General features: G+C 51.2%; 27 protein-coding genes and 1 pseudogene. 14 read left to right on the top strand and 14 right to left on the bottom strand.

Annotated features, from left to right (window positions below; translation table 11 throughout):
• Positions 1-25: 25 nt before the first annotated feature.
• The 6 genes and pseudogenes from EPD59_RS13195 to rsmA form a co-directional block, all read right to left on the bottom strand.
• Positions 26-373, bottom strand: a complete 348-nt coding sequence (locus tag EPD59_RS13195; protein ID WP_165963587.1) for a nuclease A inhibitor family protein — start codon at positions 371-373, stop codon at positions 26-28.
• Positions 352-894 (bottom strand): HIT family protein, encoded by a 543-nt coding sequence (locus tag EPD59_RS13200; RefSeq protein WP_133273198.1) that lies wholly within the window; start codon positions 892-894, stop codon positions 352-354. The genes EPD59_RS13195 and EPD59_RS13200 overlap by 22 nt, the downstream gene beginning before the upstream one ends.
• Positions 895-1,005: 111 nt before the next feature.
• Positions 1,006-1,554, bottom strand: coding sequence for a DUF6252 family protein (locus EPD59_RS13205; RefSeq protein ID WP_133273199.1), 549 nt, complete (start codon positions 1,552-1,554; stop codon positions 1,006-1,008).
• Between the two features lie 134 nt (positions 1,555-1,688).
• Entirely contained in the window at positions 1,689-2,162 is a 474-nt protein-coding gene (greA, locus tag EPD59_RS13210) for a transcription elongation factor GreA (RefSeq protein ID WP_133273200.1), read from the bottom strand.
• 102 nt (positions 2,163-2,264) lie between these two features.
• The gene (locus EPD59_RS13215; protein WP_133273201.1) at positions 2,265-3,221 is read right to left on the bottom strand and encodes an NAD(P)-dependent oxidoreductase; all 957 of its coding nucleotides are present in this window, start codon (positions 3,219-3,221) and stop codon (positions 2,265-2,267) included.
• Positions 3,222-3,314: 93 nt separating this feature from the next.
• Positions 3,315-4,126: pseudogene (gene rsmA, locus EPD59_RS13220) on the bottom strand (16S rRNA (adenine(1518)-N(6)/adenine(1519)-N(6))-dimethyltransferase RsmA).
• A gap of 204 nt (positions 4,127-4,330) precedes the next feature.
• Here rsmA and EPD59_RS22630 point away from each other — a divergent pair.
• From EPD59_RS22630 to accC, 11 genes are all read left to right on the top strand, one after another.
• Positions 4,331-4,756: a M17 family peptidase N-terminal domain-containing protein gene (locus EPD59_RS22630; RefSeq protein WP_240731398.1), complete on the top strand. Its 426-nt coding sequence runs from the start codon at positions 4,331-4,333 to the stop codon at positions 4,754-4,756.
• Positions 4,757-4,770: 14 nt separating this feature from the next.
• The gene (locus EPD59_RS13225) at positions 4,771-5,784 is read left to right on the top strand and encodes a leucyl aminopeptidase family protein (RefSeq protein WP_240731399.1); all 1,014 of its coding nucleotides are present in this window, start codon (positions 4,771-4,773) and stop codon (positions 5,782-5,784) included.
• Between the two features lie 69 nt (positions 5,785-5,853).
• A complete protein-coding gene (gene pdxA, locus EPD59_RS13230) occupies positions 5,854-6,876 on the top strand; it encodes a 4-hydroxythreonine-4-phosphate dehydrogenase PdxA (protein WP_133273202.1) in 1,023 nt (340 codons plus the stop codon).
• 202 nt (positions 6,877-7,078) lie between these two features.
• Positions 7,079-7,447, top strand: a complete 369-nt coding sequence (locus EPD59_RS13235) for a helix-turn-helix domain-containing protein (RefSeq protein WP_133273203.1) — start codon at positions 7,079-7,081, stop codon at positions 7,445-7,447.
• A 74-nt stretch (positions 7,448-7,521) separates the two neighbouring features.
• On the top strand, positions 7,522-8,049 hold the full coding sequence (locus tag EPD59_RS13240) for a YceD family protein (protein ID WP_133273204.1): 528 nt from the start codon (positions 7,522-7,524) through the stop codon (positions 8,047-8,049).
• A gap of 61 nt (positions 8,050-8,110) precedes the next feature.
• Positions 8,111-8,335 carry a 50S ribosomal protein L32 gene (gene rpmF, locus EPD59_RS13245; protein ID WP_133273205.1) on the top strand — a complete coding sequence of 75 codons (225 nt, stop codon included), beginning with the start codon at positions 8,111-8,113 and terminating at the stop codon, positions 8,333-8,335.
• Positions 8,336-8,407: 72 nt separating this feature from the next.
• Positions 8,408-9,349 carry a phosphate acyltransferase PlsX gene (gene plsX / locus EPD59_RS13250; RefSeq protein ID WP_133273206.1) on the top strand — a complete coding sequence of 314 codons (942 nt, stop codon included), beginning with the start codon at positions 8,408-8,410 and terminating at the stop codon, positions 9,347-9,349.
• A gap of 55 nt (positions 9,350-9,404) precedes the next feature.
• Positions 9,405-10,409: a beta-ketoacyl-ACP synthase III gene (locus EPD59_RS13255; protein ID WP_133273207.1), complete on the top strand. Its 1,005-nt coding sequence runs from the start codon at positions 9,405-9,407 to the stop codon at positions 10,407-10,409.
• 163 nt (positions 10,410-10,572) lie between these two features.
• Positions 10,573-11,136: an elongation factor P gene (gene efp / locus EPD59_RS13260; RefSeq protein ID WP_133273208.1), complete on the top strand. Its 564-nt coding sequence runs from the start codon at positions 10,573-10,575 to the stop codon at positions 11,134-11,136.
• 22 nt (positions 11,137-11,158) lie between these two features.
• Positions 11,159-11,659, top strand: coding sequence for an acetyl-CoA carboxylase biotin carboxyl carrier protein (accB, locus tag EPD59_RS13265; protein WP_133274689.1), 501 nt, complete (start codon positions 11,159-11,161; stop codon positions 11,657-11,659).
• A 130-nt stretch (positions 11,660-11,789) separates the two neighbouring features.
• Complete coding sequence (gene accC, locus EPD59_RS13270; RefSeq protein WP_133273209.1) at positions 11,790-13,133, top strand: acetyl-CoA carboxylase biotin carboxylase subunit; 1,344 nt, start codon at positions 11,790-11,792, stop codon at positions 13,131-13,133.
• A 61-nt stretch (positions 13,134-13,194) separates the two neighbouring features.
• Here accC and EPD59_RS13275 read toward each other — a convergent pair whose 3' ends face one another.
• Positions 13,195-13,764, bottom strand: coding sequence for a DUF3109 family protein (locus tag EPD59_RS13275; RefSeq protein ID WP_133273210.1), 570 nt, complete (start codon positions 13,762-13,764; stop codon positions 13,195-13,197).
• A 191-nt stretch (positions 13,765-13,955) separates the two neighbouring features.
• On the opposite strand from EPD59_RS13275, the gene EPD59_RS13280 reads away from it, so the two are divergent.
• The 3 genes from EPD59_RS13280 (at position 13,956) to murA (ending at position 18,390) form a co-directional block, all read left to right on the top strand.
• Positions 13,956-16,205 carry an ATP-dependent helicase gene (locus tag EPD59_RS13280; protein ID WP_133273211.1) on the top strand — a complete coding sequence of 750 codons (2,250 nt, stop codon included), beginning with the start codon at positions 13,956-13,958 and terminating at the stop codon, positions 16,203-16,205.
• Between the two features lie 68 nt (positions 16,206-16,273).
• Positions 16,274-16,981, top strand: coding sequence for a DUF4290 domain-containing protein (locus EPD59_RS13285; RefSeq protein WP_133273212.1), 708 nt, complete (start codon positions 16,274-16,276; stop codon positions 16,979-16,981).
• A 104-nt stretch (positions 16,982-17,085) separates the two neighbouring features.
• Positions 17,086-18,390: a UDP-N-acetylglucosamine 1-carboxyvinyltransferase gene (murA, locus tag EPD59_RS13290; protein WP_133273213.1), complete on the top strand. Its 1,305-nt coding sequence runs from the start codon at positions 17,086-17,088 to the stop codon at positions 18,388-18,390.
• Positions 18,391-18,460: 70 nt separating this feature from the next.
• Here the strand turns inward: murA and EPD59_RS13295 are convergent, their stop codons facing one another.
• From EPD59_RS13295 to EPD59_RS13325, 7 genes are all read right to left on the bottom strand, one after another.
• The gene (locus EPD59_RS13295; protein WP_133273214.1) at positions 18,461-18,796 is read right to left on the bottom strand and encodes a phage holin family protein; all 336 of its coding nucleotides are present in this window, start codon (positions 18,794-18,796) and stop codon (positions 18,461-18,463) included.
• 87 nt (positions 18,797-18,883) lie between these two features.
• Positions 18,884-19,993: an agmatinase family protein gene (locus tag EPD59_RS13300; RefSeq protein WP_133273215.1), complete on the bottom strand. Its 1,110-nt coding sequence runs from the start codon at positions 19,991-19,993 to the stop codon at positions 18,884-18,886.
• A 186-nt stretch (positions 19,994-20,179) separates the two neighbouring features.
• Entirely contained in the window at positions 20,180-20,818 is a 639-nt protein-coding gene (locus EPD59_RS13305) for a chemotaxis protein CheC (RefSeq protein ID WP_240731400.1), read from the bottom strand.
• Between the two features lie 63 nt (positions 20,819-20,881).
• Entirely contained in the window at positions 20,882-22,516 is a 1,635-nt protein-coding gene (locus EPD59_RS13310; protein ID WP_133273216.1) for a chemotaxis protein CheA, read from the bottom strand.
• Positions 22,516-23,580 (bottom strand): chemotaxis protein CheB, encoded by a 1,065-nt coding sequence (locus tag EPD59_RS13315; protein WP_133273217.1) that lies wholly within the window; start codon positions 23,578-23,580, stop codon positions 22,516-22,518. The genes EPD59_RS13310 and EPD59_RS13315 overlap by 1 nt, the downstream gene beginning before the upstream one ends.
• A 72-nt stretch (positions 23,581-23,652) precedes the next feature.
• Positions 23,653-24,036: a response regulator gene (locus EPD59_RS13320; RefSeq protein WP_133273218.1), complete on the bottom strand. Its 384-nt coding sequence runs from the start codon at positions 24,034-24,036 to the stop codon at positions 23,653-23,655.
• An 83-nt stretch (positions 24,037-24,119) separates the two neighbouring features.
• Positions 24,120-24,629 (bottom strand): chemotaxis protein CheW, encoded by a 510-nt coding sequence (locus tag EPD59_RS13325; RefSeq protein WP_133273219.1) that lies wholly within the window; start codon positions 24,627-24,629, stop codon positions 24,120-24,122.
• Positions 24,630-24,657 lie beyond the last annotated feature (28 nt).

Consider the following 24,657-nt stretch of genomic DNA (forward strand, 5'->3'; position numbering starts at 1 on the left):
TCCGTCAGCACAGTTTTGAACCCAACTAGCTTGCCCTCCTCCGTTTTCCCCAGTGCAAACGCCTGAATCTGGGGCCTTTGCCGATGCGGTAAACTTTAGCTTCTTGTAGCTCCTGCTTCATAAACATCTGCAAGGCCTTATAACGGTTGGCTAGTTCTACATTGCCAAGCACACCATTATCAGCCGTATGGTTGCGCAAAAACACGGTTAACTCCTTGGTTTCTACCGGTGAGCCATCGGGCTGTCCGAGCAGTTTCAGCAGCGCAGAGTCGGTTAGCTCGCCATCGGGGGCGGCGTAGCTTACTGCTTCCAGCGGCGCGTCCGACTCGCTCATGTAGAACAGCCCTTTGGTCATAGTTTGCAGTTGGTCCATGACGGTATCAGAGGTTGGAGCTGTCGTATCGGCGCCGGGGGGCATTTTTGCCTTGCTGGTTTCGCGAACTGCCTTTGAATCAGGCGCTGGCTCCGTGGCTTGGCCTGTTGGGCCTGCTTCTCCTTCGGGGGCAATTTGGCGCTAATAGCGTCGGCCAATTCCTTCATGCGCGCTTCGGCTACTTTGATTTTCGGATTCGCAAAATTCATATCCGACACTCGGTTCATCGGAATCAGATGGATATGCGCGTGCGGCACCTCCAGCCCGATTACGGCCACGCCAATGCGCTTGCAAGGCACGGCATCGCGTACGGCCTGGGCCACGCGCTGAGCAAACTGATGCAGGGCCGCCAGCTCGGCGGGGGGCAAATCGAATATATAGTCGACCTCCCGCTTCGGAATGACCAGCGTGTGACCTTCTACCAACGGGGTAATATCCAGAAAGGCCAGATGATCAGCGTCTTCAGCGACTTTAAAGGCTGGTAGCTCGCCCGAAACGATACGGGAAAAGATAGAAGGCATGGCGAATGGTTTATGGTGGTCAGAATATCCTACGTGCTCTGGAATATACACCGCGGACTTCGAAGGTATGTGTCTGTGCCTCCTATACGGACAAGCGCAAGATGACGGTGATTATTGTGGGTAGCGCAAATCAAAGCGGCCATCCGTGAGGCGCACGGTTTCGGGGCCTTCTCCACTTGTTTTCTGAGCCGTAAACTCAAACGTGCCGGAGATAATGTGTGCGACAGAGTCAAACCGCGTAATCAGGACATGACCCGTCGCGACCGGGCTGGTCAGATAGTCGCGACTGGGCTCCGGGTTAGAAGATTGAAAGTTTCCGTAAGCGGGAGCAATCAACGTAAAGCTTGGATCCGCTACTTGATCTAGGACGTAGCGGCCCGGGCTGCGCAAGTAAGGAATAGACAGAAGAATGGTGCGGTTGAGCTTTCCCGACTGCTGCCGAAAGTAAAAGAGCATGCGACTGCGTCGTTGAAAGCGAGTCACACCCAAGGGGGTCGTATTAAACCCAGCACTGATTAATTCAAAGGCTTGCCCATCCACAAGGCAGCCCATGGTGTTGGCTCCCATTTGGGTGGCCTCAGGCAAAGAGTTAAGCGGGTCTTTTTTGCAACTAAATAACCCTAATAGAATCATGCTACTCACTTTAATTAAAGTTTTCATAAAGCACTGTGAGCAGTAGATATATCAGGGCAAATAGAAAAATATCCTGGCAAGGTAGAAATAAGTTGGAACGCAAAGAGGCGAGACTGTTCCAGTCTCGCCTCTTTGCTCCTATTCTCAGTACGCTACAGTGCTTAGCGCGAAATCTCCAGAATCTGAAACTGTAATTTACCAGCAGGCACCGTGATTTCGGCCACGTCGCCCACAGATAATCCCAGCAATCCTTTGCCAATCGGTGACTTTACGGAAATCTTACCGGCGGCGAGGTTGGCTTCTTCTTCGGCTACCAGAATGTAGTCGAGCACCATGTTGTTCTTCATGTTTTTAAGCTTGACTTTACTCATTATCAAAGCCTTGCTCGCATCGATGTTCGATTCATCAATAACGCGGGCGTTGCCAATAACTTCTTCAAGCTTGGAGATCTTCAGTTCAAGGTGACCTTGCGCGTCCTTGGCGGCGTCGTACTCCGCATTCTCGCTCAGGTCGCCTTTGTCGCGGGCGTCGCGCAGTTGCTCGGCAGCCTCGGCCCGGCCGCGGATTTTAAGGTCCTGGAGCTCGTCCTTGAGCTTTTGTAGGCCTTCAGGTGTGTAGTAATTAACAGTGGCCATGACGGTGGGGTGGTAAGCTAAAAAACAAGAAGAACGGTCGGCAAAGCCAACCGTTCTCCCCAACAGGTTTAGGACAAATATACGCAACCTGCCCAACTTACGCTAGCTGAGCCGCGCCGATGCCCGCAGAAATGCACCAATTTTTTGGGCCAGCACCTCATTAATGCGCTGGTAAGACTGATGCGTCCAGCCGCCGATATGCGGCGAAAGAATAACCTGGGGGGCTTTTTTCAGAAAATCGAACGTCGTCTGCTGGGCTGGCGTGAGCGTATTCAGCTTCTCATTTTCGAGAACATCAAGGGCGGCGCCTCGCACCTGCCCACTTTGCAAGCCCCGCACCACAGCGGCCTGATCCAGCACTTCGCCCCGAGCGGTATTGAGCAGCCAAATAGGATTGCGAAAACCCAGCAACATGGCTTCGTTCACAAAATGGTGATTTGGTACCGAATACGGAATGTGCAGACTCAGCACCTCCGCTCGTTGTTGCAATTCACTTAAGGTCACGAGCGTGGCCTGGTGGTCGGGCGCGCAGGTGGGGTCGTTGTCGTAAGCCAGCACGGTGCAGCCAAAACTGGTGAGCCGCTGAGCGAAGGCCCGCCCCATATTTCCGTAGCCAATTATCCCGACAACTTTGCCCCCCAACTCCTCCCCTCGGTTGGCCTCACGCTGCCAGATATTCTGGCGCACTTCCTGATCGGCCCGGGGAATATTGCGCAAGAGAGACAGTAGCAGGCCCAAAGCGAATTCACCCACCGCGTCCCGGTTACCTTCGGGCGCGTTCAGGAGCGTCACGCCCGCCGCCTGCATGGCTGCTTCATCTATATTATCTACCCCGGCTCCGGCCCGGGCCACGTAGCGCAGCCCTGGGCAATGAGCTAATAACTCGGCCGTCACGCGCACCTTGCTTCGCACCACCAACCCCTCATACGCATGTGCTGCCAACGCCGCAGGCACTTCAGCCGCCGTCAGATCGGGCCGGTAGTGGGTGGTGAGATTGATTTCCTGAAAAAGGCTTTGCCAGGATGGATGCAAGTCGTCGACGACGAGACAAAGGGACATGATTGGATAGTTTTTACTGTTTTCAGGATGCCCTACTGTCTGGCGACTACTGACACACCTTATTAATAGGTGATAAGCAAATATTGAAGCCCGCTACGCTTCCTCCGCAGCCTGAGCTTCATTCTGCTGATGCTGCTCCACTAGTTTGGTTAGGCCCACAAACTCGGCCACACCTAATTGCTCAGCGCGCTTATCGAAGATAGGATCGGCAGTGACTTCGGGGGGCAAACCAAACGGTTTCAATGCATTGCGCAAGGTTTTGCGACGAGTCTGAAAGGCCTGTTTCACCACGCGAAAGAATAGCTTCTCATCGCACTCCAGATGCTCCGTACTGTTGCGAGTAAGCCGGATAACGGCCGATTGCACTTTGGGCGGTGGCACAAACACGTGGGGCGGCACCGCAAACAGCATCTCCACGGTGTAGTACGCCTGCACCAACACACTGAGAATACCATATGCTTTGGAGCCTGGGGGCTCAGCGATACGTTCGGCTACCTCCTTTTGCAACATGCCCACTACCTCACGCACCTGCTGGCGGTGGGCTAGCACCTGAAAATAAATTTGGGTGGAGATGTTGTAGGGGAAATTGCCAATGATGCTCAGGGGCTTACCCGGAAACAACTGGCTGAGATCCTGCCTTAGAAAGTCAGCGGAGATAATTCGCCCCCCAGCGAGGGAAAGTTACGCTCTAGGTAAGCCACCGACTCACGGTCAATTTCTACCACACTGGTTTCATAAGCAGGGTTTTGCAACAGATTACCCGTGAGTACACCCATGCCGGGCCCAATTTCAAGCACGTGGGCCACCCCATCAGGCAGCCGCAGCGCATCCACGATATTGCGGGCAATATTGGGGTCGGCCAGAAAGTGTTGACCGAGGTGTTTTTTGGGGCTAACGTGGTCCAAATGACAAAGTCTAAGAGTGAAAAGCCACAGGCTGAGAGCCGGGAATAAGCCAGAAAAAGCTGCTGCTGCCTCAAACTTCCAGATGCGAACCTCTGAGTCTCAGCTTTTGATTTTTCTGCTCCCTGCGAAAACGCCTACCTTGCGGCGCCCAAAGATACGCCTGTCGGTGGGCTTCTGCCTCTCACTTCCGCCCTTCTGCTGTTTATGGCCCTTCAACTCACATACGCTTCCACGGTGCCCGCGGGCGCCGATACTGTTTTTGTGCTGCCCGCTAGTACCCGTGAATTGCCCCCCGCGGCTCTCACCGACCTTCCCGAGGCAGCCCGAAACTACGTACACAAGCAGCTCGCCGCCGATAGCAAGTTTATTACTATCAATCACTTTTCTCATCGGCACTACTTTATTGTTGCGGCCGCAAAAGCCACTCCTGAACTGGTAGCGGAGGATTTGCGCAAGGCTGGCCATAAACTGCACGCCTCGCTTAAAGCGGACAAAGTAACCGAGCTCTTTATTCAAGATCTGACAACTGATGGTACGGGTGCCTTACCCTTGGCCGAAGGTATATACCTGACAGCCTATCAGTTTGCGGGCTACAAAACGGACGAGAAATCGCGTGAAAAAGCCCCCTGACCAAAGTAACGTTAGTGGGGGCCAACCTTCAGGCCGAAACCATTCAGGAACTAGAAGGCATACTGCAAGGAGTAACCCTAGCTCGCGACCTTGTTAATGAACCGCTCAATCGTCTCAACGCCATTCAATTTGCGGAGAGAATGGCAGCGGCTGGGGAAGAAGCGGGTTTTCATACCGATATTTTGGACCTTGCCCGCATCGAAGCGTTGCGCATGGGGGGCCTAATTGCCGTGAACTTGGGCAGTCCCGAGCCGCCAACCTTTACTATAATGGAGTATAAGCCGGAGGGAGCCAAAAATGAGAGGCCCTACGTGCTTGTGGGGAAGGGTGTGGTGTTCGATACAGGTGGCCTGAGCCTCAAGCCTACACCTAACTCCATGGACATGATGAAGTGCGACATGGCTGGCGGTGCGGCTGTAACGGGCGTACTATATGCATTGGCTAAAAACAAAATACCACTGCACGTAATCGGCCTGGTGCCCGCCACCGACAACCGGCCTGGTGGCTTGGCCTTCGTGCCCGGCGACGTGCTCGAGATGCACAGTGGCCTGACAGTGGAAGTGTTGAACACCGACGCGGAAGGCCGCCTGCTTTTGGCTGATGCTCTCAGCTTCGCCCGCAAATACGACCCGGAGCTAGTCTTCGACATTGCCACCCTTACCGGCTCCGCTGCTCGCGCCGTTGGTAAAGAAGGCCTAGTAGCAATGGGTACCGCTGGGGATGAGCGCATGCTTCAGCTTAAACAAGCGGGCAACCGCACCCACGAGCGCATTGTGGAGTTGCCGCTTTGGGATGAATACGCCGAGCACATCAAGTCTGATATTGCTGACATCAACAATCTAGGCAAAGCCGAAGCCGGCGCTATCTCGGCCGGCAAATTCCTCGAGCGTTTTATCGAAGGCACCCCCTGGATTCACCTGGATATCGCCGGTCCTGCTTTCCTCACCGCTCCCGACAGCTACCGTGGCAAAGGGGGTACCGGTACCAGTGTGCGGCTGTTGTACGATTTTCTGAAGAGCACCTACTAACGCGCCTCACACTGCCCTTATCTCATATGAGATGGGACTTCAATTTTCTCAATCCGCTAGCTCCACCCCATGTCCCAATTGCCACGCCTCGGCATTTCTGTCGGCGACCTCGCCGGTATCGGACCCGAAATCATTTATAAAACTCTGCGTGACGTACGCTTACTTAAGTATTGCACACCAGTTGTTTATGGCACGGCCACAGTTCTCTTCGACGATTTTCCTACAGAAGAGCGAGCGGAGCCGCTAACGTTTCGCCAAGTGCGGGCCGCCGCCGATATTGCTCCTGGTAAGCCGAATGCAGTTACGTGCTGGGACGAAGACTTTGTCCTCACGCCTGGTCAGCCTAGTGCGGCTAGTGGCGCAGCCGCCCGCCAATCGTTGTTGGCTGCCTGCCGCGACCTAAAGGAAGGCTTACTGGATGGCATTGTTACGGCGCCTATAAGTAAGGAGAACACCCAAGCAGACGACTTCCGCTACCCCGGGCATACGGAGTTCCTGACCAGCTTTTTCGGAGCATCGGAAAGCCTGATGTTCTTGGTCAGCGAAGATCTGCGCGTGGCTACTGTAACGGGTCATATTCCCTTAAAAGACGTTCCAAGTAGAGTCACCAAAGAGCTATTAACCAAGAAACTACGGATTCTTCTTGCCTCCTTACGTCAGGATTTTGGTATCCAGAAGCCACGGGTGGCAGTATTGGGCTTGAACCCACATGCTGGGGAAAAAGGGCTATTAGGTACTGAGGAAGCCGATATTGTAACTCCCGTCATCGAGCAATTTTTGGCAGAAGGGCATTTGGTTTATGGCCCCTTCCCTGCCGACGGTTACTTCGGTACTCGTCAGTATCATCAATTTGATGCGACTCTAGCCTTGTATCACGATCAGGGACTAATTCCATTCAAAACGCTGGCCTTCGAACGAGGAGTTAATTTCACAGCTGGCCTGCCTATCGTGCGCACTTCCCCTGACCATGGCACCGCCTATGGTCTGGCAGGCACATTCAAAGCTGATGAGACTTCCTTCCGTGAAGCGCTCTATCTAGCTTGTGACTTGGTCCGCCAACGACAAGGGCAGGTAGTAGAGAAACGGCGTTAAGTATAAAGTAAAAAGCCCCCAAATCAGATTGGGGGCTTTTTACTTATCAACGTCATAGCTCAAGAAGCATAATGCGTTTATAACAAAGTGAAATTTTCTTTCTATAAATGAAATATAGTTTGTTCTTTTAAAATTCAGTCGTAAGTTTGCAGCAGTAATAAGCGGGACCGAGTCGGTTCCGCTTTGCTTTTATCTCGTTTTCATGGTGCTCCAAACTCCTACTGACTATCGTATTGCTTTGCGCCGCCTCGACGCGCTAGCAACCGCCGGAGTGGAGGGAAATGCCGCACTAGAGATCGAGTTTCGGGAGTTGATTATGAGTATCGACACCTACGAAAGCAAATTAGGACTGCTTCCCATTCCCAATCTGCCCACTTCACTGGCTGAGATGATCGAGCTCAAACGTCAGCAGATGCGCCTCAAGCAGAAGGACCTGGCGCAATTACTAGAAGTACCCGCTGGGCGTCTTTCGCAAATTCTGAGTGGCAAGCGCCGTGTTACACTCGATCTAGCTAAACGCCTCTATGAGCGACTCGGGATTCCCTCCGATTTTATTCTGAAGAACGCTTAGTACCCCGATCCTGCCCTCAGCTTTAAAAAGCGGCCAAATCTTACTACTTTTGCCCCCTGCAATAAATCTCAACCGTGAAGAAAGACTCGCAATACGACATAGCTATTGCTAAACTGGCCCCCAAAACGCATCATTTTGCGTTTGAGTTAGGCAAGGCGTTTTTCGAGCAATTTGATCAGGAGCTGATTCAGGACGGGCAACTTCACGCAGATGTGGAGCTAACCAAAACGGATTTACTCTTAACGCTCGACTTTCACATCAAGGGCACGGTGCGCCTCATTTGCGACCGGAGCCTAGAAGATTTTGACCAACCCATTGATATACGCCATCAGTTGCGCGTACGCTTCGGTGACCAATACATAGAGTTGGATGACGATGTGCTGCAAATCACGCCTGATACCCAAACTCTCCCTATTGCTCAGCACTTGTTCGATTATATCGGGTTAGCCATTCCGATGAAGAAGCTGCATCCACGGTTTCAGAATGAGCCCGATGAGAATCCTGATGCTGACGCAAAGCTCATTTTTACAACCCGACAGGCCAATGATGACGATGACGATAATCCCGACCCACGTTGGGATGCGTTACGGAATCTGAACTAATAGTATCCTGTCTGTTTGATATTTTCCTTTTTAAATTCACATTCAACTTTTATAATTTCCCATGGCACATCCTAAGCGCCGCCAGTCCTCGACCCGCCGCGACAAGCGTCGCACCCACGACAAGCTCACTCCTAAGGCTATTTCTATTTGCCAGACGACTGGTGAGACTCACTTGCGTCACAAAGCGTACGTAGTAGAAGGCGACTTGTATCTAAATGGTAAAGTGGCAGTAAAGAACTTCGCTCCTATTGCCGCTGCCGCTGCTCCGACCGAGGACGAAGAATAAGCCTCGCTTCGCTGGTAGTGTACTTCTGCCAGTCCGCCTTTTCGACTCCGTACTCCCCTTGATCTCCCGTACATGAAGATAGCCCTGGACGCAATGGGGGGCGATTTTGCCCCCCAGGCTGCCGTCGATGGTGCCGTAATGGCTGCCCAGCAGCTAAACGGTGCGGCTCAGATTGTGCTCATCGGCCAGGAAGAGGCCGTGCGCCCTTTGCTCCAACAGCACGGTGCCGCCGCTGCCGACCTTCTCTTTATCCCAGCCACGCAAGTAATTGCAATGGGCGAGCATCCAGCCAAAGCTTACCAGCAGAAGCAGGACTCCAGTATTGCCGTGGGTTATCGAATGTTGCACGCTGGTGAGCTAGATGCATTCTGCTCAGCTGGCAGCACAGGTGCTATGCTCGTAGGTGCTATGTTCAGCGTAAAAGCTGTGCCAGGTGTACTACGTCCCGCTATTGCTAATTTCGTTCCGAAGCTAGCAGGTGGGCAAGGTGTTTTGCTTGATGTAGGAGCCAATGCAGAGTGCAAACCAGAAATGCTGGAGCAATTCGGTGAGTTGGGTTCACTCTATGCGCATTACGTGTTAGGGATTGAAACCCCTAAAGTGGGTTTGATGAACCTGGGTGAGGAAGAAGGAAAAGGTACTACCTTAACGCAGGCTGCTCATCAACTGTTGAAGGTAAATCCGCACGTGCATTTTATCGGCAATATTGAAGGGCGCGACCTTTTCAACTCTAAAGCTGATGTAATTATCTGTGATGGTTACACAGGCAACGTACTATTGAAGATGGCGGAATCCATTTATGAGATTCTGAATGAGAAGAAGATGCACGACCCCTTCTTCGACAACTTCAACTATGAGGCTTTTGGTGGTAGCCCTATTCTGGGCATAAATGACAATGCCATCATTGGGCACGGAGTGAGTACACCGCTGGCTATTTGTAATATGCTCTTACAGGGGTATAAAATGGCTGAGTCGGGTATTTCAGACCAAATAAAGAGCACCTTTAAGTCCTAGTGACTAAGTCCGGCCAGAGCCGGACTTTTTTTGCCGTCTTCGTTCGTCTTACTCGATGAAAATAACTGCCGCCATTACCGGAGTGGGTGCTTATGTGCCCGACTATGTGCTCACCAACAAGGAACTTGAAACCTTGGTGGATACTACCGACGAGTGGATTCTGAGTCGCACAGGCATACAGGAGCGGCATATTCTAAAAGGAGAAGGGCAGGGTACCTCCGTTATGGGGATTAAAGCAGTTGAGCAACTGCTAGCTAAGACTGGCACTCGAGCCGAGGACATTGACCTAATTATTTGCGCTACCACTACCCCCGATCTTGTTTTTCCTGCCACTGCCAATATCATCTCGGCGGCAGTGGGGGCTAAAAAGGCATTTAGCTACGACATGCAAGCCGCTTGCTCCGGCTTTATGTTCGCTTTGGCTACTGGTGCTCAGTTTATTCAGACCGGCACTTATAAAAAAGTGGTAGTAGTGGGCGCTGACAAAATGTCGAGCATCATCGATTACACTGACCGCTCTACGTGCATCATTTTTGGCGATGGTGCTGGTGCCGTCCTTTTGGAGCCTAATAACGATGGCCTTGGGTTGATCGATCAGCAGCTTTGCTCCGATGGAAATGGCGAGCCTTTCTTGCATCAAAAAGCTGGTGGCAGCCGCCGCCCTCCTTCAGCAGAAACCGTTGCGGGCCGGGAACATTTCGTGTACCAGGAAGGCGCGACGGTTTTCAAATTTGCGGTGAAGAATATGGCTGATGTAGCTGCTCAGGTTATGGAGCGAAATCAGCTTACGGCTACTGATGTAGCTTGGCTAGTACCGCACCAGGCCAATAAGCGTATAATTGACGCGACAGCCCATCGCATGGGTGTTGGCCCTGAAAAAGTAATGCTCAATATTCATCGCTACGGAAATACCACGAACGGTACCATTCCGCTTTGCCTAGCTGACTATGAAAGTCAGTTACATAAAGGGGATAACCTTATTATTGCCGCTTTTGGTGGAGGCTTCACTTGGGGATCATTATACCTCAAATGGGCATATGACGCTAAGCCTAACCAGTAAATAAGCTGATTAGCCAACTGCACGCAGAAAACCTCTATACTTGCACTTTCAGAAATGCTGAGCTTCGCACGATAACGATTGAGTAGATTCTGTCCACAGAATCATCTTTTCAATTGATTGACTCGCATTCAGCTTTTAACATTCCATAACCAGTATTTAAACAATGGCCACCACCGCAGACTTCCGTAACGGCCTCGTCCTGAATTACAACAACGAGTTACACGTTATTACTGAGTTCCAACACGTGAAGCCTGGTAAAGGCCCAGCCTTTGTGCGCACCAAGTTGCGTAATATCAAAACCGGCCGTGTGATTGATAACACCTTTAACGCAGGCGTAAAGGTGGAAACAGCCCGGGTGGAGCAGCGGCCTCATCAGTTCCTCTACAAGGATGAATATGGCTTCAACTTCATGAACAAGGAGGATTTCGAGCAGGTTACGCTGCCTGAAGCAATGGTGCCTTTCGCCGATTTGCTCAAGGATGGACAGGAAGTAACGATTCTGTTTCACGCAGAAACAGAGCAGCCACTTACTGCTGAGTTGCCGACTACAGTTGAATTGGTAGTAACGTACACCGAGCCTGGTTTGCGTGGCGATACTGCAACCAACACACTTAAGCCCGCAACAGTGGAAACGGGTGCCCGTATCCAGGTACCGTTGTTTATCAACCAGGACGAAAAAATTCGCGTGGATACCCGCGACTACTCCTATGTCGAAAGAGTTAAATAAGTCGCCGCAGAAGCAGCCCGCTATGAAAGCCAAAGAACTACAGGAATTGCTCGATTTTATTGCCAAATCGGGTTTGAATAAAGTCAACATCGAAACTGAGGAATTTAAAATCTCAGTGCAGCGCGACCCCAGCTATAAGCCGGTTATTAGCTCCTCGATGTCTGCGCCAGCCCCAGTTGCTGCCCCTCAGGCTCCATCTTCAGTTACTGCGCCTGTCTCCGCACCAGCTGCTGCTGCAACTCCTACGCCTGCTGCTACTGCTAGCGAGTCCTCCGAAGCTAACTATCAAGCTCTGAAGGCGCCCATGATTGGCACTTTCTATCGTTCAAATAGCCCCGATTCACCTGCTTTTGTGAACGTAGGTGATGTGGTCGAAAAGGGACAGGTGATTTGTATCATTGAAGCTATGAAGCTGTTCAATGAGATCGAAGCCGAAGCTTCAGGCCGTATCGTAAAAGCGTTGGTAGAAAATTCTTCTCCAGTAGAGTACGATCAGCCCCTATTCCTGATTGAGCCAATGTAATTTTTGGGCCTCGAGGTCTTGGTAGCTTAGGTTATGGGCAAGTTGAAAGACCTGCACACGGATCTAAGTCACCAAGACCTTTCTATTTCGATCAGGTACTCCAATTATTTGCTTCCAGAGCTTATTCATCATGTTTAAAAAAATACTGATTGCTAACCGGGGTGAAATTGCATTGCGCATTATCCGCACATGCAAGGAAATGGGTATCAAGACGGTAGCCGTATACTCCACTGCCGACAAGGAAAGCCTCCACGTACGATTTGCCGACGAGGCTGTATGCATTGGCCCTCCTTCCAGCGCCCAGTCTTACCTGAACATTCCTACCCTAATTGCAGCGGCAGAAATCACCAACGCCGATGCCATTCACCCTGGCTATGGATTCTTGTCCGAAAACGCCGAGTTTTCGCGGATCTGCCAAGAAAACGGTATTAAATTCATTGGCGCTTCGCCTGAGATGATCAATAGCATGGGCGACAAAGCTTCGGCCAAAGCGACCATGAAAAAAGCCGGTGTACCCACTATTCCTGGCTCAGAAGGCTTACTCGATTCCTTACAAGATGCGCTGAAAATCGCCCATAAAATTAAGTATCCAGTTATTCTGAAAGCTACGGCTGGGGGCGGCGGACGTGGTATGCGTGTAGCTCGCACCGACGAAGAATTGGAGAAGGGCTGGCACGACGCCCGCACAGAGGCCAAAGCAGCTTTTGGCAATGATGGCATCTACCTCGAAAAATTTGTAGAAGAGCCGCGGCACATTGAGATCCAAATTGTTGGGGACCAATTTGGCCGTGCAGCTCACCTTTCTGAGCGCGATTGCAGCATTCAGCGCCGCCACCAGAAGCTCGTAGAAGAAGCGCCATCTCCTTTTATGACGAAGGATCTTCGGAAGAAAATGGGTAACGCTGCCGTAGCAGGAGCCAAGTCTATCCGCTACGAAGGAGTCGGCACGATTGAGTTTTTAGTAGATAAAAACCGGGATTTCTACTTCATGGAGATGAACACTCGCATACAGGTAGAGCACCCTGTAACAGAAGAAATCATCAACTATGACCTAATCAAAGAGCAGATTAAGGTAGCAGCCGGCGTGCCTATTTCGGGTAATAACTACGAGCCCAAGATGCACGCGATGGAATGCCGTATTAATGCTGAAGACCCGCGTAATGGCTTCCGCCCTGCTCCTGGTAAGATTACGACGCTCCATATTCCGGGCGGCCACGGCGTTCGGGTAGACACGCACGTGTATGCAGGCTACACAATTCCGCCGAATTATGACTCGATGATTGCTAAGCTGATCACGACTGCTCAGACTCGGGAAGAATGCATTGTAAAAATGAAGCGGGCGCTAAGTGAATTTGTGGTAGAAGGTGTTAAAACTACAATTCCATTTCACTTAGCTCTGATGGATAACCAGAGCTTTAAAGACGGAAACTTCACGACTGCCTTCCTCGATACGTTTGACTTTTCGACGATCTAGTCAGACTTCTTAATCCAGCGACTACTAAAAAGCCCCCGAATATCCGGGGGTTTTTTAGTGATTATGCGCTTGGATGTTCTATCTCTTGCACTAGTTCATCGTACCATTCTTCGCCGTACTTGCGAATCAAAGGTTCTTTAAGGAACTGATAGACGCGCACACCCAAATCGGCGCCGAACGCGCACGCCGGATTGCAAATGCCCCAACGATCATAATTCAGGGCTTCAAAATCTTCGTATTTGCTGATGCGAATGGGATACAAATGGCAGCTGATAGGCTTCTTGAAACTAGTAGCTCCAGCCAAATAGGCCTGCTCGATACCACACTTTAGAATGCCACGCTCATCATACAGAGCATATGCGCATTCTCGGTCGTTGATGGTAGTCGTGCTAAAATCACCTTCCCAATCCTTGATATAAAGACCTTGTTGTTCAATAGCCTGCTGACCGGCTTCGGTAATAAAAGGCTTTATATTGGCGTACTCGGCTTCAAGAATGGCTAATTCGGCTTCTTCTAAAGGTGCACCTAGGTCTCCCTCCACGCAGCATGCACCTTTGCAAGCCTCGAGATTACAAACAAAGAAATTGTCGCGAACGTCATCGGAGATGACGGTGTTCTGGATAATAATCATGGGAATGAGGGGCAGAACCTTACGGGGGGCTTTTTAACTCCGTCTAATTGGCGCAGGCGTGAAGCCAGCGACGAGCAAAGTCCCGAGAGAAATGAATTGACAAAGATAACCCCGAACGAGTGCTTCCTGGTTTCCTGGGGGGCAAAACCTTACCTTTGTTCCTTCGCCAACGAGCCGGTTTACTTGAAAGAATGGCATTAGATTATCATACCTTATTGAATCCCTCGCAGGCTGCTGCCGTGCTGCAAACGGAAGGCCCCTGCATGATTATAGCTGGTGCAGGTTCTGGCAAAACGCGCGTACTGACGTATCGTATCGCGCATTTGCTGGAGAAAGGCGTCGACCCATTTAATATCCTGGCCCTAACATTTACGAACAAGGCGGCCAAGGAAATGCGCGCGCGCATTGAGAAAGTTGTGGGACCTGAGGCGAAGAATGTCTGGATGGGCACCTTCCACAGCATTTTTGCCCGTATCCTGCGTTCAGAAGCGGAAAAGATTGGTTTCCCGCGTCACTTCACTATTTACGATACTCAGGATTCCAAAACGTTGGTATCGCAGATTGTGAAGGAACTGGACCTCGACGATAAGCTGTACAAGCCTAGTATGGTGCTGGGGCGCATTTCGTCAGCAAAGAATAAGCTGATTTCGGTGCAGCAATATTTGAGCGACCCGGTTATTAAACAGGACGATGAAGCGGCTCTACGACCCAAAATCGGCGTGATATATCAGCAGTATCAGTCTCGATGCTTCAAGGCTGGTGCCATGGACTTCGACGATTTGCTGTTTAATACCAACGTGCTGTTTAAAGACCATCCCGAAGCGCTGAACAAGTACCAGAATATTTTCCGGTATGTGATGGTGGACGAGTATCAAGACACCAACTATTCGCAGTACCTGATTACCCGCAAGCTGGCGGCCAAGGAACGGAACATTTGCGTAGTTGGCGACGACGCGCAGAGTATTTATGCCTTCCGGGGAGCAGATATTACCAATATTCTCAATTTTGAGAAGGACTATCCGGAGCTTGAAGTATTCAAGCTGGAGCAGAATTATCGCTCTACCAAGAACATCGTAAAAGCGGCCAACTCGGTTATTAAGAATAACAAAGCCCAGCTTCGTAAAGACGTTTTCTCGGAGAACGAAGAAGGGACACTCATCGAAGTACTGAAGGCGGCCTCGGATAATGAGGAAGGCAAGTTGATTGCCAACTCCATCTTTGAGGACAAGATGAACCTGCACTTGTCTTATGACCACTTTGCGATTCTCTACCGCACCAACGCCCAAAGCCGGGCAATGGAAGAGGCCTTACGCAAGCTCAATATCAAATATAAGATTGTGGGGGGCCTTTCTTTCTACCAACGGAAAGAAATCAAGGATTTGGTGGCCTACCTGCGCCTTACGGTAAACCCAAATGATGAGCAGGCGCTACGTCGCGTTATCAACTATCCAAAGCGCGGCATTGGTGACACGACGGTAAGCAAGCTCATCAACACAGCGGAAGAAACCAACCATACGCTATGGGAGGTAGTCGCTAATGCTGCCTCATTCCTTGGTCCACGGCTTTCAGGCGCCATCACGCAGTTTGCGGAACAGATCAAAAGTTACGCGGTAATAGCGGGCAAAGAAGATGCGTTTGAGGCGGCAAAGTTTATCGCCAAAAACTCGGGTATGATTGAGGAACTGTATGCTGACAAAAGCATAGAAGGCCTCTCTCGCTACGAGAACATACAGGAACTGCTGAACGGTATTAAGGCATATACTGAAGATCCTGAGCGGGATGATAAGTCGTTGGCATCTTTTCTACAGGATATTGCCCTCGTAACTGACGCTGATACAAAAGACGCGCAGCAGGATGGTGAAGCCGTAACGCTGATGACTATTCACTCAGCTAAGGGCTTAGAGTTCCGCAACGTATACATCGTGGGCCTGGAGGAAAACTTGTTCCCTTCCCAGATGATGATTACGTCGCGGGCCGATTTGGAGGAAGAACGGCGCCTTTTCTACGTTGCTATTACGCGGGCGGAGAAGAAGTTAACTCTTAGCTATGCCACGTCGCGCTACCAGTGGGGCAACCTGCGAAGCTGCGAGAAAAGCCGCTTCCTAGACGAAATCGATCCGCAGTTCGTAGATTTCAAGTTCTCTGCTGGTCCGGGCAGTGGCGAGTCGCCGTTTGGGCACGTTTTGGAGCGGCGCAGTAACCTAATTCCGCCTGCTCCGCGTAAGACGGTAGCCTCCAGCTACAAGCCTTCGCCAGATTTTCAACCTTCCGATACGTCTAATCTTGCTACCGGGCAGCGGGTAGAACACCCCAAATTTGGCTTCGGTACAGTGAGCAAGCTTGAAACGCAGGCTGGCTCAACTAAGGCAATTATTCAATTTGAAGAAGTCGGCGAGAAGACGTTATTGCTGAGTTTTGCCAAATTGCGAGTGCTGAGCTAATTGGCTGCATTCAGTGCCCATCACAGAGTCTGTTAGGCTTCTGCATCTTCTTGTTTTTATTTTTACCCATGTCTCTTCCCTCTCCTCATAAACACGAGTTGCTCCAGCGCGAATACGGCCAGAGCACCTTTCAACTCGTGCAGACCCTGCGTACTATCGAAGATAAAGCCGAACGTACGCGCCGGGCTCATCAGATAGTGCAGCTGATTTTCCGCCTGAATGCCGCGTTGCGCGACCAGCCCGACGCGCAGCAAAAAGTATGGAACCATCTTTACGAAATGGCCGATGAGGACCTAGACGTAGATAGCCCATTCCCGCTCACCAGTCTTGCCCAGCTGCATCAGCAGCCGAAGCGAGTGCCCTACCCCAGCAAGTCGCCCAAGCTGAAGCCGTATGGCCGCAGCGTGGAGGCGATGATTGAGAAAGCGCTGACGCTAGAGGACCCAGCGGAGCGTGAGCAGGCCACTATCGCCATCGGGCGGACAATGAAATTTCTGTATCGTTCCTACAGCAAAGAGAATGCGAAGGATATCACCATCCTCAAGCATTTGAAAGAGCTGTCGGGGGGCAAATTGGAACTTGACCCGGCTCAGGTTGACGCGCAGAACCTATTTGAGTTTGCTACAAATGGCCGTCCTGCGCCATTCATCGTACCTCAGCCCCGCAACGACCGCTCCGACCGTGACCCACGGCGCAGTGGCGGCGGTGGCAATCGGCGCGATAAGCAGCGCCGCGGTGGCAAAAAGCGTCAGGAACCCCAGCAACCTCCTCAGTAATTTTCGTGGGAGCAGAGCGTTCGGCGGTGCAGTTAAAACTCCCTATTTGAGGGTTTTAACTGCGCCCCCAAACGCTTTGCTCCTCTATTTTAACTCCTTTTTTGATGGCCTCTTTTGAAGTAATTGGCGGACACCCGCTTAAAGGCGAGATTATACCCCAGGGGGCAAAAAACGAAGCGCTCCAGATTTTGTGCGCTGTATTGCTTACCAGTGAGCCAGTTACGATAAGTAACATTCCCGATATCCGCGATGTAAATAAGCTCATTGAGCTATTGCGTGATATGGGCGTAAAAGTGGGCAAGCTCTCCACAGACACGTACGTTTTTCAGGCCGACAGCGTAAACTTAGACTACCTCGACTCGGAGCAATTCGTGGCCCAAGGCCGCGCCCTACGCGGTTCCGTCATGATTCTGGGGCCCATGTTGGGCCGCTTTGGTCAATGTCAACTCCCAAGACCAGGTGGCGACAAAATCGGGCGGCGTCCGCTGGACACGCACTTTTTGGGCTTGCAGAAACTGGGGGGCAAATTGACCCTCGAAGGCAAGGATTTTTACCGTATCCATACGGAAGGCAAGTTGCAGGGCACCTATATGCTCCTCGACGAAGCTTCCGTGACGGGTACAGCCAATATTGTGATGGCAGCTGTGCTGGCCGATGGTATCACCACTATTTATAATGCCGCCTGCGAGCCTTACCTACAGCAGCTTTGCAAAATGCTGGTGCGTATGGGGGCCAAAATATACGGTATCGGCTCTAACCTGCTTACCATCGAAGGTGTGGAAAGCCTGGGCGGCACGGAGCACCGTATGCTACCCGATATGATTGAGATTGGCTCTTTCATTGGTCTGGCAGCCATGACGGGGTCCGAAATCACCATCAAAGATGCGCAGATTCAGGAGCTTGGCCTTATCCCGGACACCTTCCGTAAGATGGGTATTCAGCTGGAATTTCGGGGCGATGATATCTTTATTCCTGCCCAAGACCACTATCAAATTGCTACCTACCTAGATGGGAGCATCCTGACAGTATCGGATCATACGTGGCCGGGCCTGACGCCTGATTTGCTCAGTATTATTCTGGTAGTGGCAACCCAGGCAAAAGGCACGGTTCTGATTCACCAGAAGATGTTTGAGTCACGCTTATTCTTTGTCGATAAGCTCATTGACATGGGCGCGCAAATCATTCTCTGCGACCCACACCGCGCTACCGTTATTGGCCTTGATCAGCGCACACGCCTGCATGGCATCAGCATGACTTCACCCGATATCCGGGCTGGCGTGGCGCTACTTATTGCGGCCCTCTCCGCCGATGGGCGCAGCGTGATTGACAACGTAGAGCAGATTGACCGCGGATACCAATTCATCGATAAACGCCTGAATGCACTGGGTGCACAGATCAAACGGCTGTAACGAAGAAAGCAATAAGTCATAAAAAAGGCCCCCAGACGATGTCTGGGGGCCTTTTTTATGACTTATTGCTTTAGTCAATAACCATGTCGATAACGCTTGTTACCAACGACAAAACGATGCTGAATAGCAAGGCGGCCAAGAAGCCGTCGAGTTTAAAGCCGGGCAATACATAGTCGGCCAGCAGGACAATTACCGCATTAATAACCAGCAGAAACAGGCCCAGCGTCAGAACTGTGATGGGGAAGCCCAGAATTTTAAGAATTGGCTTCAGTACGGCATTCAGCACCGCCAGCACCAACACTAACAACAGCGCATCGCCAAAGCCATCGAGGTGAGCACCGGGCAGAAAGTAAGCCAGAGCATAGGTAACGATGGCCGTGAGAATGAATTTGAGTAAAAATCCCATAGGGTCAGAATGATGGATGAGCAAAAAATCCGACTCCCAACCGGGAGTCGGATTACGGTACGCAAAAAAGCAAATATCGTTGAGAACCTATTCTTCGTCTTCTACTTTCTTCATATCGCGGGCCGCGATGCGCCCCTGCGATACGGCCATCCAGTTGCATAGTTGATACAACAGACGGGCGCCTACGATACCATTCCAGTCGGTGTCGCCGGGAGCTACTTCATTCAAATCGCAACCAATGATTTCCCGACCTGAGCGCACCACCATGCGAATTAGATAAAGTGCTTCCTCGAATTCCAAACCACCGGGAACGGGTGTACCGGTGCCAGGGCAGAGCTTCGGATCGAGGCCGTCGATGTCGAAGCTTATGTATACCTTCTGAGGAAGTTGAGCGATTATTTTCTTACACTCTTTCCGCCACGATTTGCCGGCATACAGTTCTTCCCGCAGAAAACGCTCCGCAAACATGATGATGCGACCATTGCTGCGTTCAGCCAGTTCCGCTTCTTGTTGGCAAAAGTCACGAATACCCACCTGCACGAGCTTTTTTACCTGCGGTAACTGCAATGCGTTGTACATAATAGATGCGTGCGAGTACTCGAAGCCCTCGTAAGCCGGGCGCAAGTCGCAATGCGCATCAATCTGCAGAATACCGAACTCTTCGTGGCGTTCCGCCAACGCGTGGATGTAGCCTAAAGGCGTGCTGTGGTCACCGCCTAATACGACTACTGCCTTCCCAGCATCGAGGTGAGCGCCAGCTTTTTCCTTAAGCCAGGTCAGCAGTGCTTTCCCCCGAGCTGTAGCCTGACTGGTAGCAGTAGCATGCTGGGGGGCTTTCTCGGCTGGCTGACCTTCCTCCAGCCAACTAATGTAACTAGAGGCCTGCTCGCGCAGCGCACGGCTCTCAGCAGCCCATGTTTCGTCTTCCTCCTCCATAGCCAGGCCTAAACGCCACGCATCCGCGATGTCTGGATCATAGAGGTCAACTTGTAAGGAGGCTTCGCGGATGGCAGCAGGCCCCAGCGCTGTGCCCGCCCGATATGAAACGGTTACTTCCCAGGGCACCGGCACGACAACTACCTGCGCCTCTTCAACGGTGAAAGGCAAACCAAAAATGCCCCCCGCAGTGTCACCCAATGCATTAGGATCGAAAGAGGCGAGCTTTTTTTCAAGATTTGATGAGCGTGAATTAGACATGACAAACGAATTAGAAAAGGAAATAAGCACCAAGCTGGCGCTTTTAAAAAAGCAGTGTTATATAATCAGACGCGTGCCTGGACAATAAAAAAGCTGTCATTTCGGGTGTTTCAACGAGCCGCGATTCAAAATCTGCGACAGTTGATATCTACCAAAAATGACAGCTTTTTTCCCCTAAAGGGATGATTAACGCGCCGCTTGCTGGCCGTTCAGAAAGTCGTAAGTCCGAATGATATCCAAGATCTTGACGAAAGTCTCGCGGTCGAAGAACAGCATTAAGGGTAATTCAACCGAATTATTTTTGTCAGAGAACTGCGTGATGACAGAGAAAACCATAGGCTGAAATAACGGATTCTGCGTTACCAACCGAGTTAAGGAAGAATCGAGGTGGCCTTTAGGAGCAATAGGTGGAGCTCCATAAATACTGGCTTTCAGAATGTTGGCTAACTGAGTTACCAGAGCGCCCGTGATGATATTGCTAATTTCCAGCAATAGCGACTCCTGCAACTCATCTATTTCAACGGATTCAGGTTTCGCCAGACGTAAGCACACCCGCGACAGGCGTTGTACATGTTGCCCTGAGAAGAACATTAGCGTCGAGCCATTGAATTCGCCCTTAATATCGGACTGAATAACAACGTGGTCTTTCTCGTACACTTTTACGCGCTCCAGAATGCTGGTTCCGGGTACCAGGTCAAGGCTAGGAACCTCCAATAACACGGTTTCCTGGGCAATAGAAGCAAAAGAATCGGCGGCGCGAGCCAAGCCAATATTCAGGATTTCCCGAATAATGTCTCGCTCCAATTCCGTCATGTGCAAATCCATACAATTCAGTCGGTTGGTACGAAAAAGCCACTATAGGCAGTTTCGAAATCTGCAATACGTGATTTAAGGTCGTTTGGCCAAGAATAGTCGAGTTAATGCTGGCACATCGAGCACAAGGCACACGTGCCCACTGCCCAGCAGCGTCACGCCCCCGAATAAGTCAATGGTATCCAACGGTTTACTCACAGGCTTGATAACAATGTCTTGCTGTCGCAAAAAACGATCGACAATCAAACCCAACTTACGATTATTGTAATCCACAATGATGATACGCTGACGTCCCACCAGTTCCTCATGAGTAGCGGCCGGCAAAGGACCATCGCCGCTGTGCAGCAGGGTCTTCAGGTTCACTATTGGCACATTTTCCTCCTGAATACCCGCCATAAGCGTCCCGCCTACTACATGTAGCTCTTCAGGCTCTAAGGCCACTACCGAGTCGGTGTGCATGAGTGGGATGGCATAGCTGCGCTCCTCCAACTCAAATAAAAGTGCTCCTTTTACAGCAATAGACGTCGGCAGCACTAAGGTAAAGGTAGTGCCCTGCCCTAGCTCCGAATCTACTCGTAATTGTCCCCCAAGCGAGTCGATAGCCAGCTTCACTACATCTAAGCCGACGCCCCGACCGGATATTTCCGTTACCTCCTTGGCCATCGAAAATCCTGGCTCAAATAAGAACGCCCGCACTGCATTCGCGTCGAGGCCAGCAGCTGCATCGGCTCTCACTAGGCCCCGCTCTACTGCCTTACGCCGCACACTTTCTATATCAATACCTCGGCCATCATCGGTTACCCGAATCAAGACATCATCGCGCTCCGTTTGGGCTGAGAGCGTCAGACGTCCGGCGGTGGGTTTGTTCGCCCGTTCGCGTTCCTGTGGCGTTTCAATGCCATGAGCAATGGCGTTGCGTACCAAATGGAGCAGGGCATCGGTGATAATTTGAAGGATATTTCGGTCAATTTGAATATCCTGCCCTTCCAGCCGCAGTGCCACTTCCTTTTGCTCCGAAGCTGCTACGTCGCGTACCACGCGGGGAAATTTATTGAATAGCGAGCCTACATTTACCAGGCGCGCATCCATTACACTATACTGCAGCTCGTCGGTAATGCGAAACAAATGTGAGGCGGCCGCTTGTAGAGCCGGATGTCCGATTTCCCGGCCCAGGGTCATGATCCGGTCGCGGTCAATTATTAACTCACCTACCAAGTTGAGCAGGTGGTCCAGCTTTTTGATCTGTATATAAACCAGGTCAGACAGCTCAAGCTTACGGCCCGCTTCCTCCTCAGTATCTGATTCGGTAGTAATAAGAATAGGCTCCTCTCCCTGCACCAAACGGTCGAGATTAGCCAGCAAATCCTCAGTGGGGGGCATTTCTGCCTCTTCCCCTACGGCCCGAATCATGGCGCCAAGCATATCGACGCCGGTAAACAAGACCGGAACGACTGTGCCAGCAAAGGCTTTCTCTTTATCTCTAATCAAACCAAATATGGTTTCCATCTCATGGGAGACTTCGCCAATTTGGTTATAGCCCATCGCGCGCGCGTTAGACTTAAGGTTGTGCATGAGCCGAAAAAGCTCATTCAGGGCGGCTGTATCTTCCGGGTTCTTCTCTAGTTCGCTGATATGACGACTCATAGCGTCATAATATTCCAGCGCCTCGGCCATAAAGATCTCGCGGTACTCCTGATCCCGTGACTTCATTAGTTAACGGTCGCTAGAGGTGGAGAAAGACGAGTAGTAGAAGCGGGCAGCGCAGTTCGCTGATTTATGATTTCTACAATCTGATCAAGCGGCAATACGGCGTTCGCGTGACCTGCCCGAATCACCGACCCAGGCATGCTAAACACTGCCGCAGACTCTTGGCTTTGTGCGATAATCCGACCTCCGCGCCCCCGGATAGCCTGAGCACCCAAGGTTCCATCGCTCCCCAAGCCGGTCAAAACTATGCCCAGCACCCGCGAGCCAGCGGCCCTAGCAGCCGACCGCATCAGCATATCGATGGACGGGGCATCGGCAGACAGGTTTGGCTTCGAGCTGAATCCAATCTGCCATACTCGCCAAGGCCCACGCTGCACTGACTTTAACACCATATTTTGCCCCCCAGGAGCAATAATGATCTGCCCTGCTTCGAGAGGCATCCCTGCAACGCCAATTTTAACTGGCAATGGAGTCAAACGTTGTAAACGTTTCGCGAATGAAGCAGTAAAATACGCGGGCAAATGCACTGCAATCAGTAAAGTGGTCGTCAGGCATGGATCTAATGCCTGTACAAGTTTCTCTACAGCGGCAGTGCCGCCTGTGGAGGAACCTATCACCGTCAGGCTCTGAGGCTGAGCACTAACTATATGGCGCAACGGGCTAATAAACGTGGCTATTTGCGGCGCGACTGGTACAGCCTGCAACTGCTGAAGCACGGCCCGCCGAAATATTTGTTCAGCACCCAACTGTAAAGGCGCAATATGATCATATATTCCCCAGCGAGCGGTTTCACACATCACACCCGACGACGGGGTAGCAGTAGCATAAAGCAGCACTGCGCACGCGTGCTGCCGATGCAGCCGATCTAGATCCGGTAAGCTATGCTCATCCAGAATTACCAGCGAAGGCCGAAACCTTCGAGCCAGAATAACTAGCTCATCGGCACTGCTAGCCGAACCTACCACTTGGTAGCCTGGCTGGACTTGCAGCAAGCGAGTCAACTCCAACTGCACTAAAGCGGGGAGTTTATCAAGCAGGATAGTAAAAGGGACGGGTAAAAAGGACACGGAATAGGTGGAAGCGCAGAGTAAGAAAACAGAGCGAAACGTATGTGTGCACCCTGGGGGGCAAATCTGTACTTAGGCGTCGGTTTCTTCCGAATTTTGTAAAGCACTACCTACAATCTCGAGTACCTTCTCCTCTGAGAAGGGCTTTACTATGTAAGCTGATGCACCACTTTCAAGGGCTTCATTTACAATAATCTCCTGCCCTACTGCACTACACATTACCACTTTCACGGTAGGATTCACCTGCCGGATTCCCTTCAGCACATCTAAACCCGTATTATCAGGCAGGATAACGTCGAGCGTAATCAGATCAGGATTAGTAGCACTGGTCATTTCTAGAGCTTGCTGACCATTGGCGGCCTCTCCTACCACCTCGTAGCCAGCATCGGTAAGCATATTCTTTAGCATCGTGCGCATATAAAAGGAGTCGTCCACGATGAGAATGCGGTTTTTCATAAAAGTAGAATCAGTAGAAGAAAAAGACGGGGAATAAGCTGAACGGCATTGTTAGCCCTTGTACGGGCTGCCACCCACTAAGATTAGGCTTTGGGGTTAAGCTGCATTATTTCCGTCGGGGTTAGGAGCTTCAGCATATCGAGCACGATAATAATGCGACCGTCCAGCTTGGCAATTCCCTCAATGTATTTGTCTTGGATATTGGCGTCTTGAATAAATTCGGGCGCTTTTTCAATAATCGAGACCGGAATTGACAACGGCTGCGGCACCTCACGTACCACCAATCCAATTGTATAATCTTTGGCTTCAATCGCTAAAGTATACGTGGTGGCAGGCAGTGCTTCCGTGGTTGAGCGCAGCTGGAATCGTTCTTCCAAGTCAATGATGGCAATAATATCACCACGTAGGTTGGCAATTCCCTTCACGAAGGGGGGCGTTTTGGGCATACGGGCAATTTCCGGGGTAATAGTTACCTCTTTTACTTGCTCGATGCGGATCCCATATTCTTCGCGCCCCAATCGGAACACAATCAATTGAATAAGCGCTTGCTGCTTAACAACTTTCTTTTCGCTATTCGACTCTGTTTCAGGCATGCACAAGGTTGGTATAGGCTTGCTCCCA

Source organism: Hymenobacter radiodurans, assembly GCF_004355185.1.
GTDB lineage: Bacteria > Bacteroidota > Bacteroidia > Cytophagales > Hymenobacteraceae > Hymenobacter > Hymenobacter radiodurans.

Coding starts and splice junctions, on each gene's coding strand:
- pdxA (WP_133273202.1), top strand. CDS start 5,854: ATGTCCCAATTGCCACGCCTCGGCATTTCTGTCGGCGACCTCGCCGGT.
- EPD59_RS13320 (WP_133273218.1), bottom strand. CDS start 24,036: ATGAAAAACCGCATTCTCATCGTGGACGACTCCTTTTATATGCGCACG.
- plsX (WP_133273206.1), top strand. CDS start 8,408: ATGAAGATAGCCCTGGACGCAATGGGGGGCGATTTTGCCCCCCAGGCT.
- EPD59_RS13235 (WP_133273203.1), top strand. CDS start 7,079: ATGGTGCTCCAAACTCCTACTGACTATCGTATTGCTTTGCGCCGCCTC.
- EPD59_RS13205 (WP_133273199.1), bottom strand. CDS start 1,554: ATGAAAACTTTAATTAAAGTGAGTAGCATGATTCTATTAGGGTTATTT.
- EPD59_RS13200 (WP_133273198.1), bottom strand. CDS start 894: ATGCCTTCTATCTTTTCCCGTATCGTTTCGGGCGAGCTACCAGCCTTT.
- efp (WP_133273208.1), top strand. CDS start 10,573: ATGGCCACCACCGCAGACTTCCGTAACGGCCTCGTCCTGAATTACAAC.
- EPD59_RS13255 (WP_133273207.1), top strand. CDS start 9,405: ATGAAAATAACTGCCGCCATTACCGGAGTGGGTGCTTATGTGCCCGAC.
- EPD59_RS13285 (WP_133273212.1), top strand. CDS start 16,274: ATGTCTCTTCCCTCTCCTCATAAACACGAGTTGCTCCAGCGCGAATAC.
- EPD59_RS13305 (WP_240731400.1), bottom strand. CDS start 20,818: ATGGATTTGCACATGACGGAATTGGAGCGAGACATTATTCGGGAAATC.
- murA (WP_133273213.1), top strand. CDS start 17,086: ATGGCCTCTTTTGAAGTAATTGGCGGACACCCGCTTAAAGGCGAGATT.
- EPD59_RS13325 (WP_133273219.1), bottom strand. CDS start 24,629: ATGCCTGAAACAGAGTCGAATAGCGAAAAGAAAGTTGTTAAGCAGCAA.
- rpmF (WP_133273205.1), top strand. CDS start 8,111: ATGGCACATCCTAAGCGCCGCCAGTCCTCGACCCGCCGCGACAAGCGT.
- accB (WP_133274689.1), top strand. CDS start 11,159: ATGAAAGCCAAAGAACTACAGGAATTGCTCGATTTTATTGCCAAATCG.
- greA (WP_133273200.1), bottom strand. CDS start 2,162: ATGGCCACTGTTAATTACTACACACCTGAAGGCCTACAAAAGCTCAAG.
- EPD59_RS13275 (WP_133273210.1), bottom strand. CDS start 13,764: ATGATTATTATCCAGAACACCGTCATCTCCGATGACGTTCGCGACAAT.
- EPD59_RS13195 (WP_165963587.1), bottom strand. CDS start 373: ATGGACCAACTGCAAACTATGACCAAAGGGCTGTTCTACATGAGCGAG.
- EPD59_RS13215 (WP_133273201.1), bottom strand. CDS start 3,221: ATGTCCCTTTGTCTCGTCGTCGACGACTTGCATCCATCCTGGCAAAGC.
- EPD59_RS13280 (WP_133273211.1), top strand. CDS start 13,956: ATGGCATTAGATTATCATACCTTATTGAATCCCTCGCAGGCTGCTGCC.
- EPD59_RS13295 (WP_133273214.1), bottom strand. CDS start 18,796: ATGGGATTTTTACTCAAATTCATTCTCACGGCCATCGTTACCTATGCT.
- EPD59_RS22630 (WP_240731398.1), top strand. CDS start 4,331: ATGGCCCTTCAACTCACATACGCTTCCACGGTGCCCGCGGGCGCCGAT.
- EPD59_RS13310 (WP_133273216.1), bottom strand. CDS start 22,516: ATGAAGTCACGGGATCAGGAGTACCGCGAGATCTTTATGGCCGAGGCG.
- accC (WP_133273209.1), top strand. CDS start 11,790: ATGTTTAAAAAAATACTGATTGCTAACCGGGGTGAAATTGCATTGCGC.
- EPD59_RS13300 (WP_133273215.1), bottom strand. CDS start 19,993: ATGTCTAATTCACGCTCATCAAATCTTGAAAAAAAGCTCGCCTCTTTC.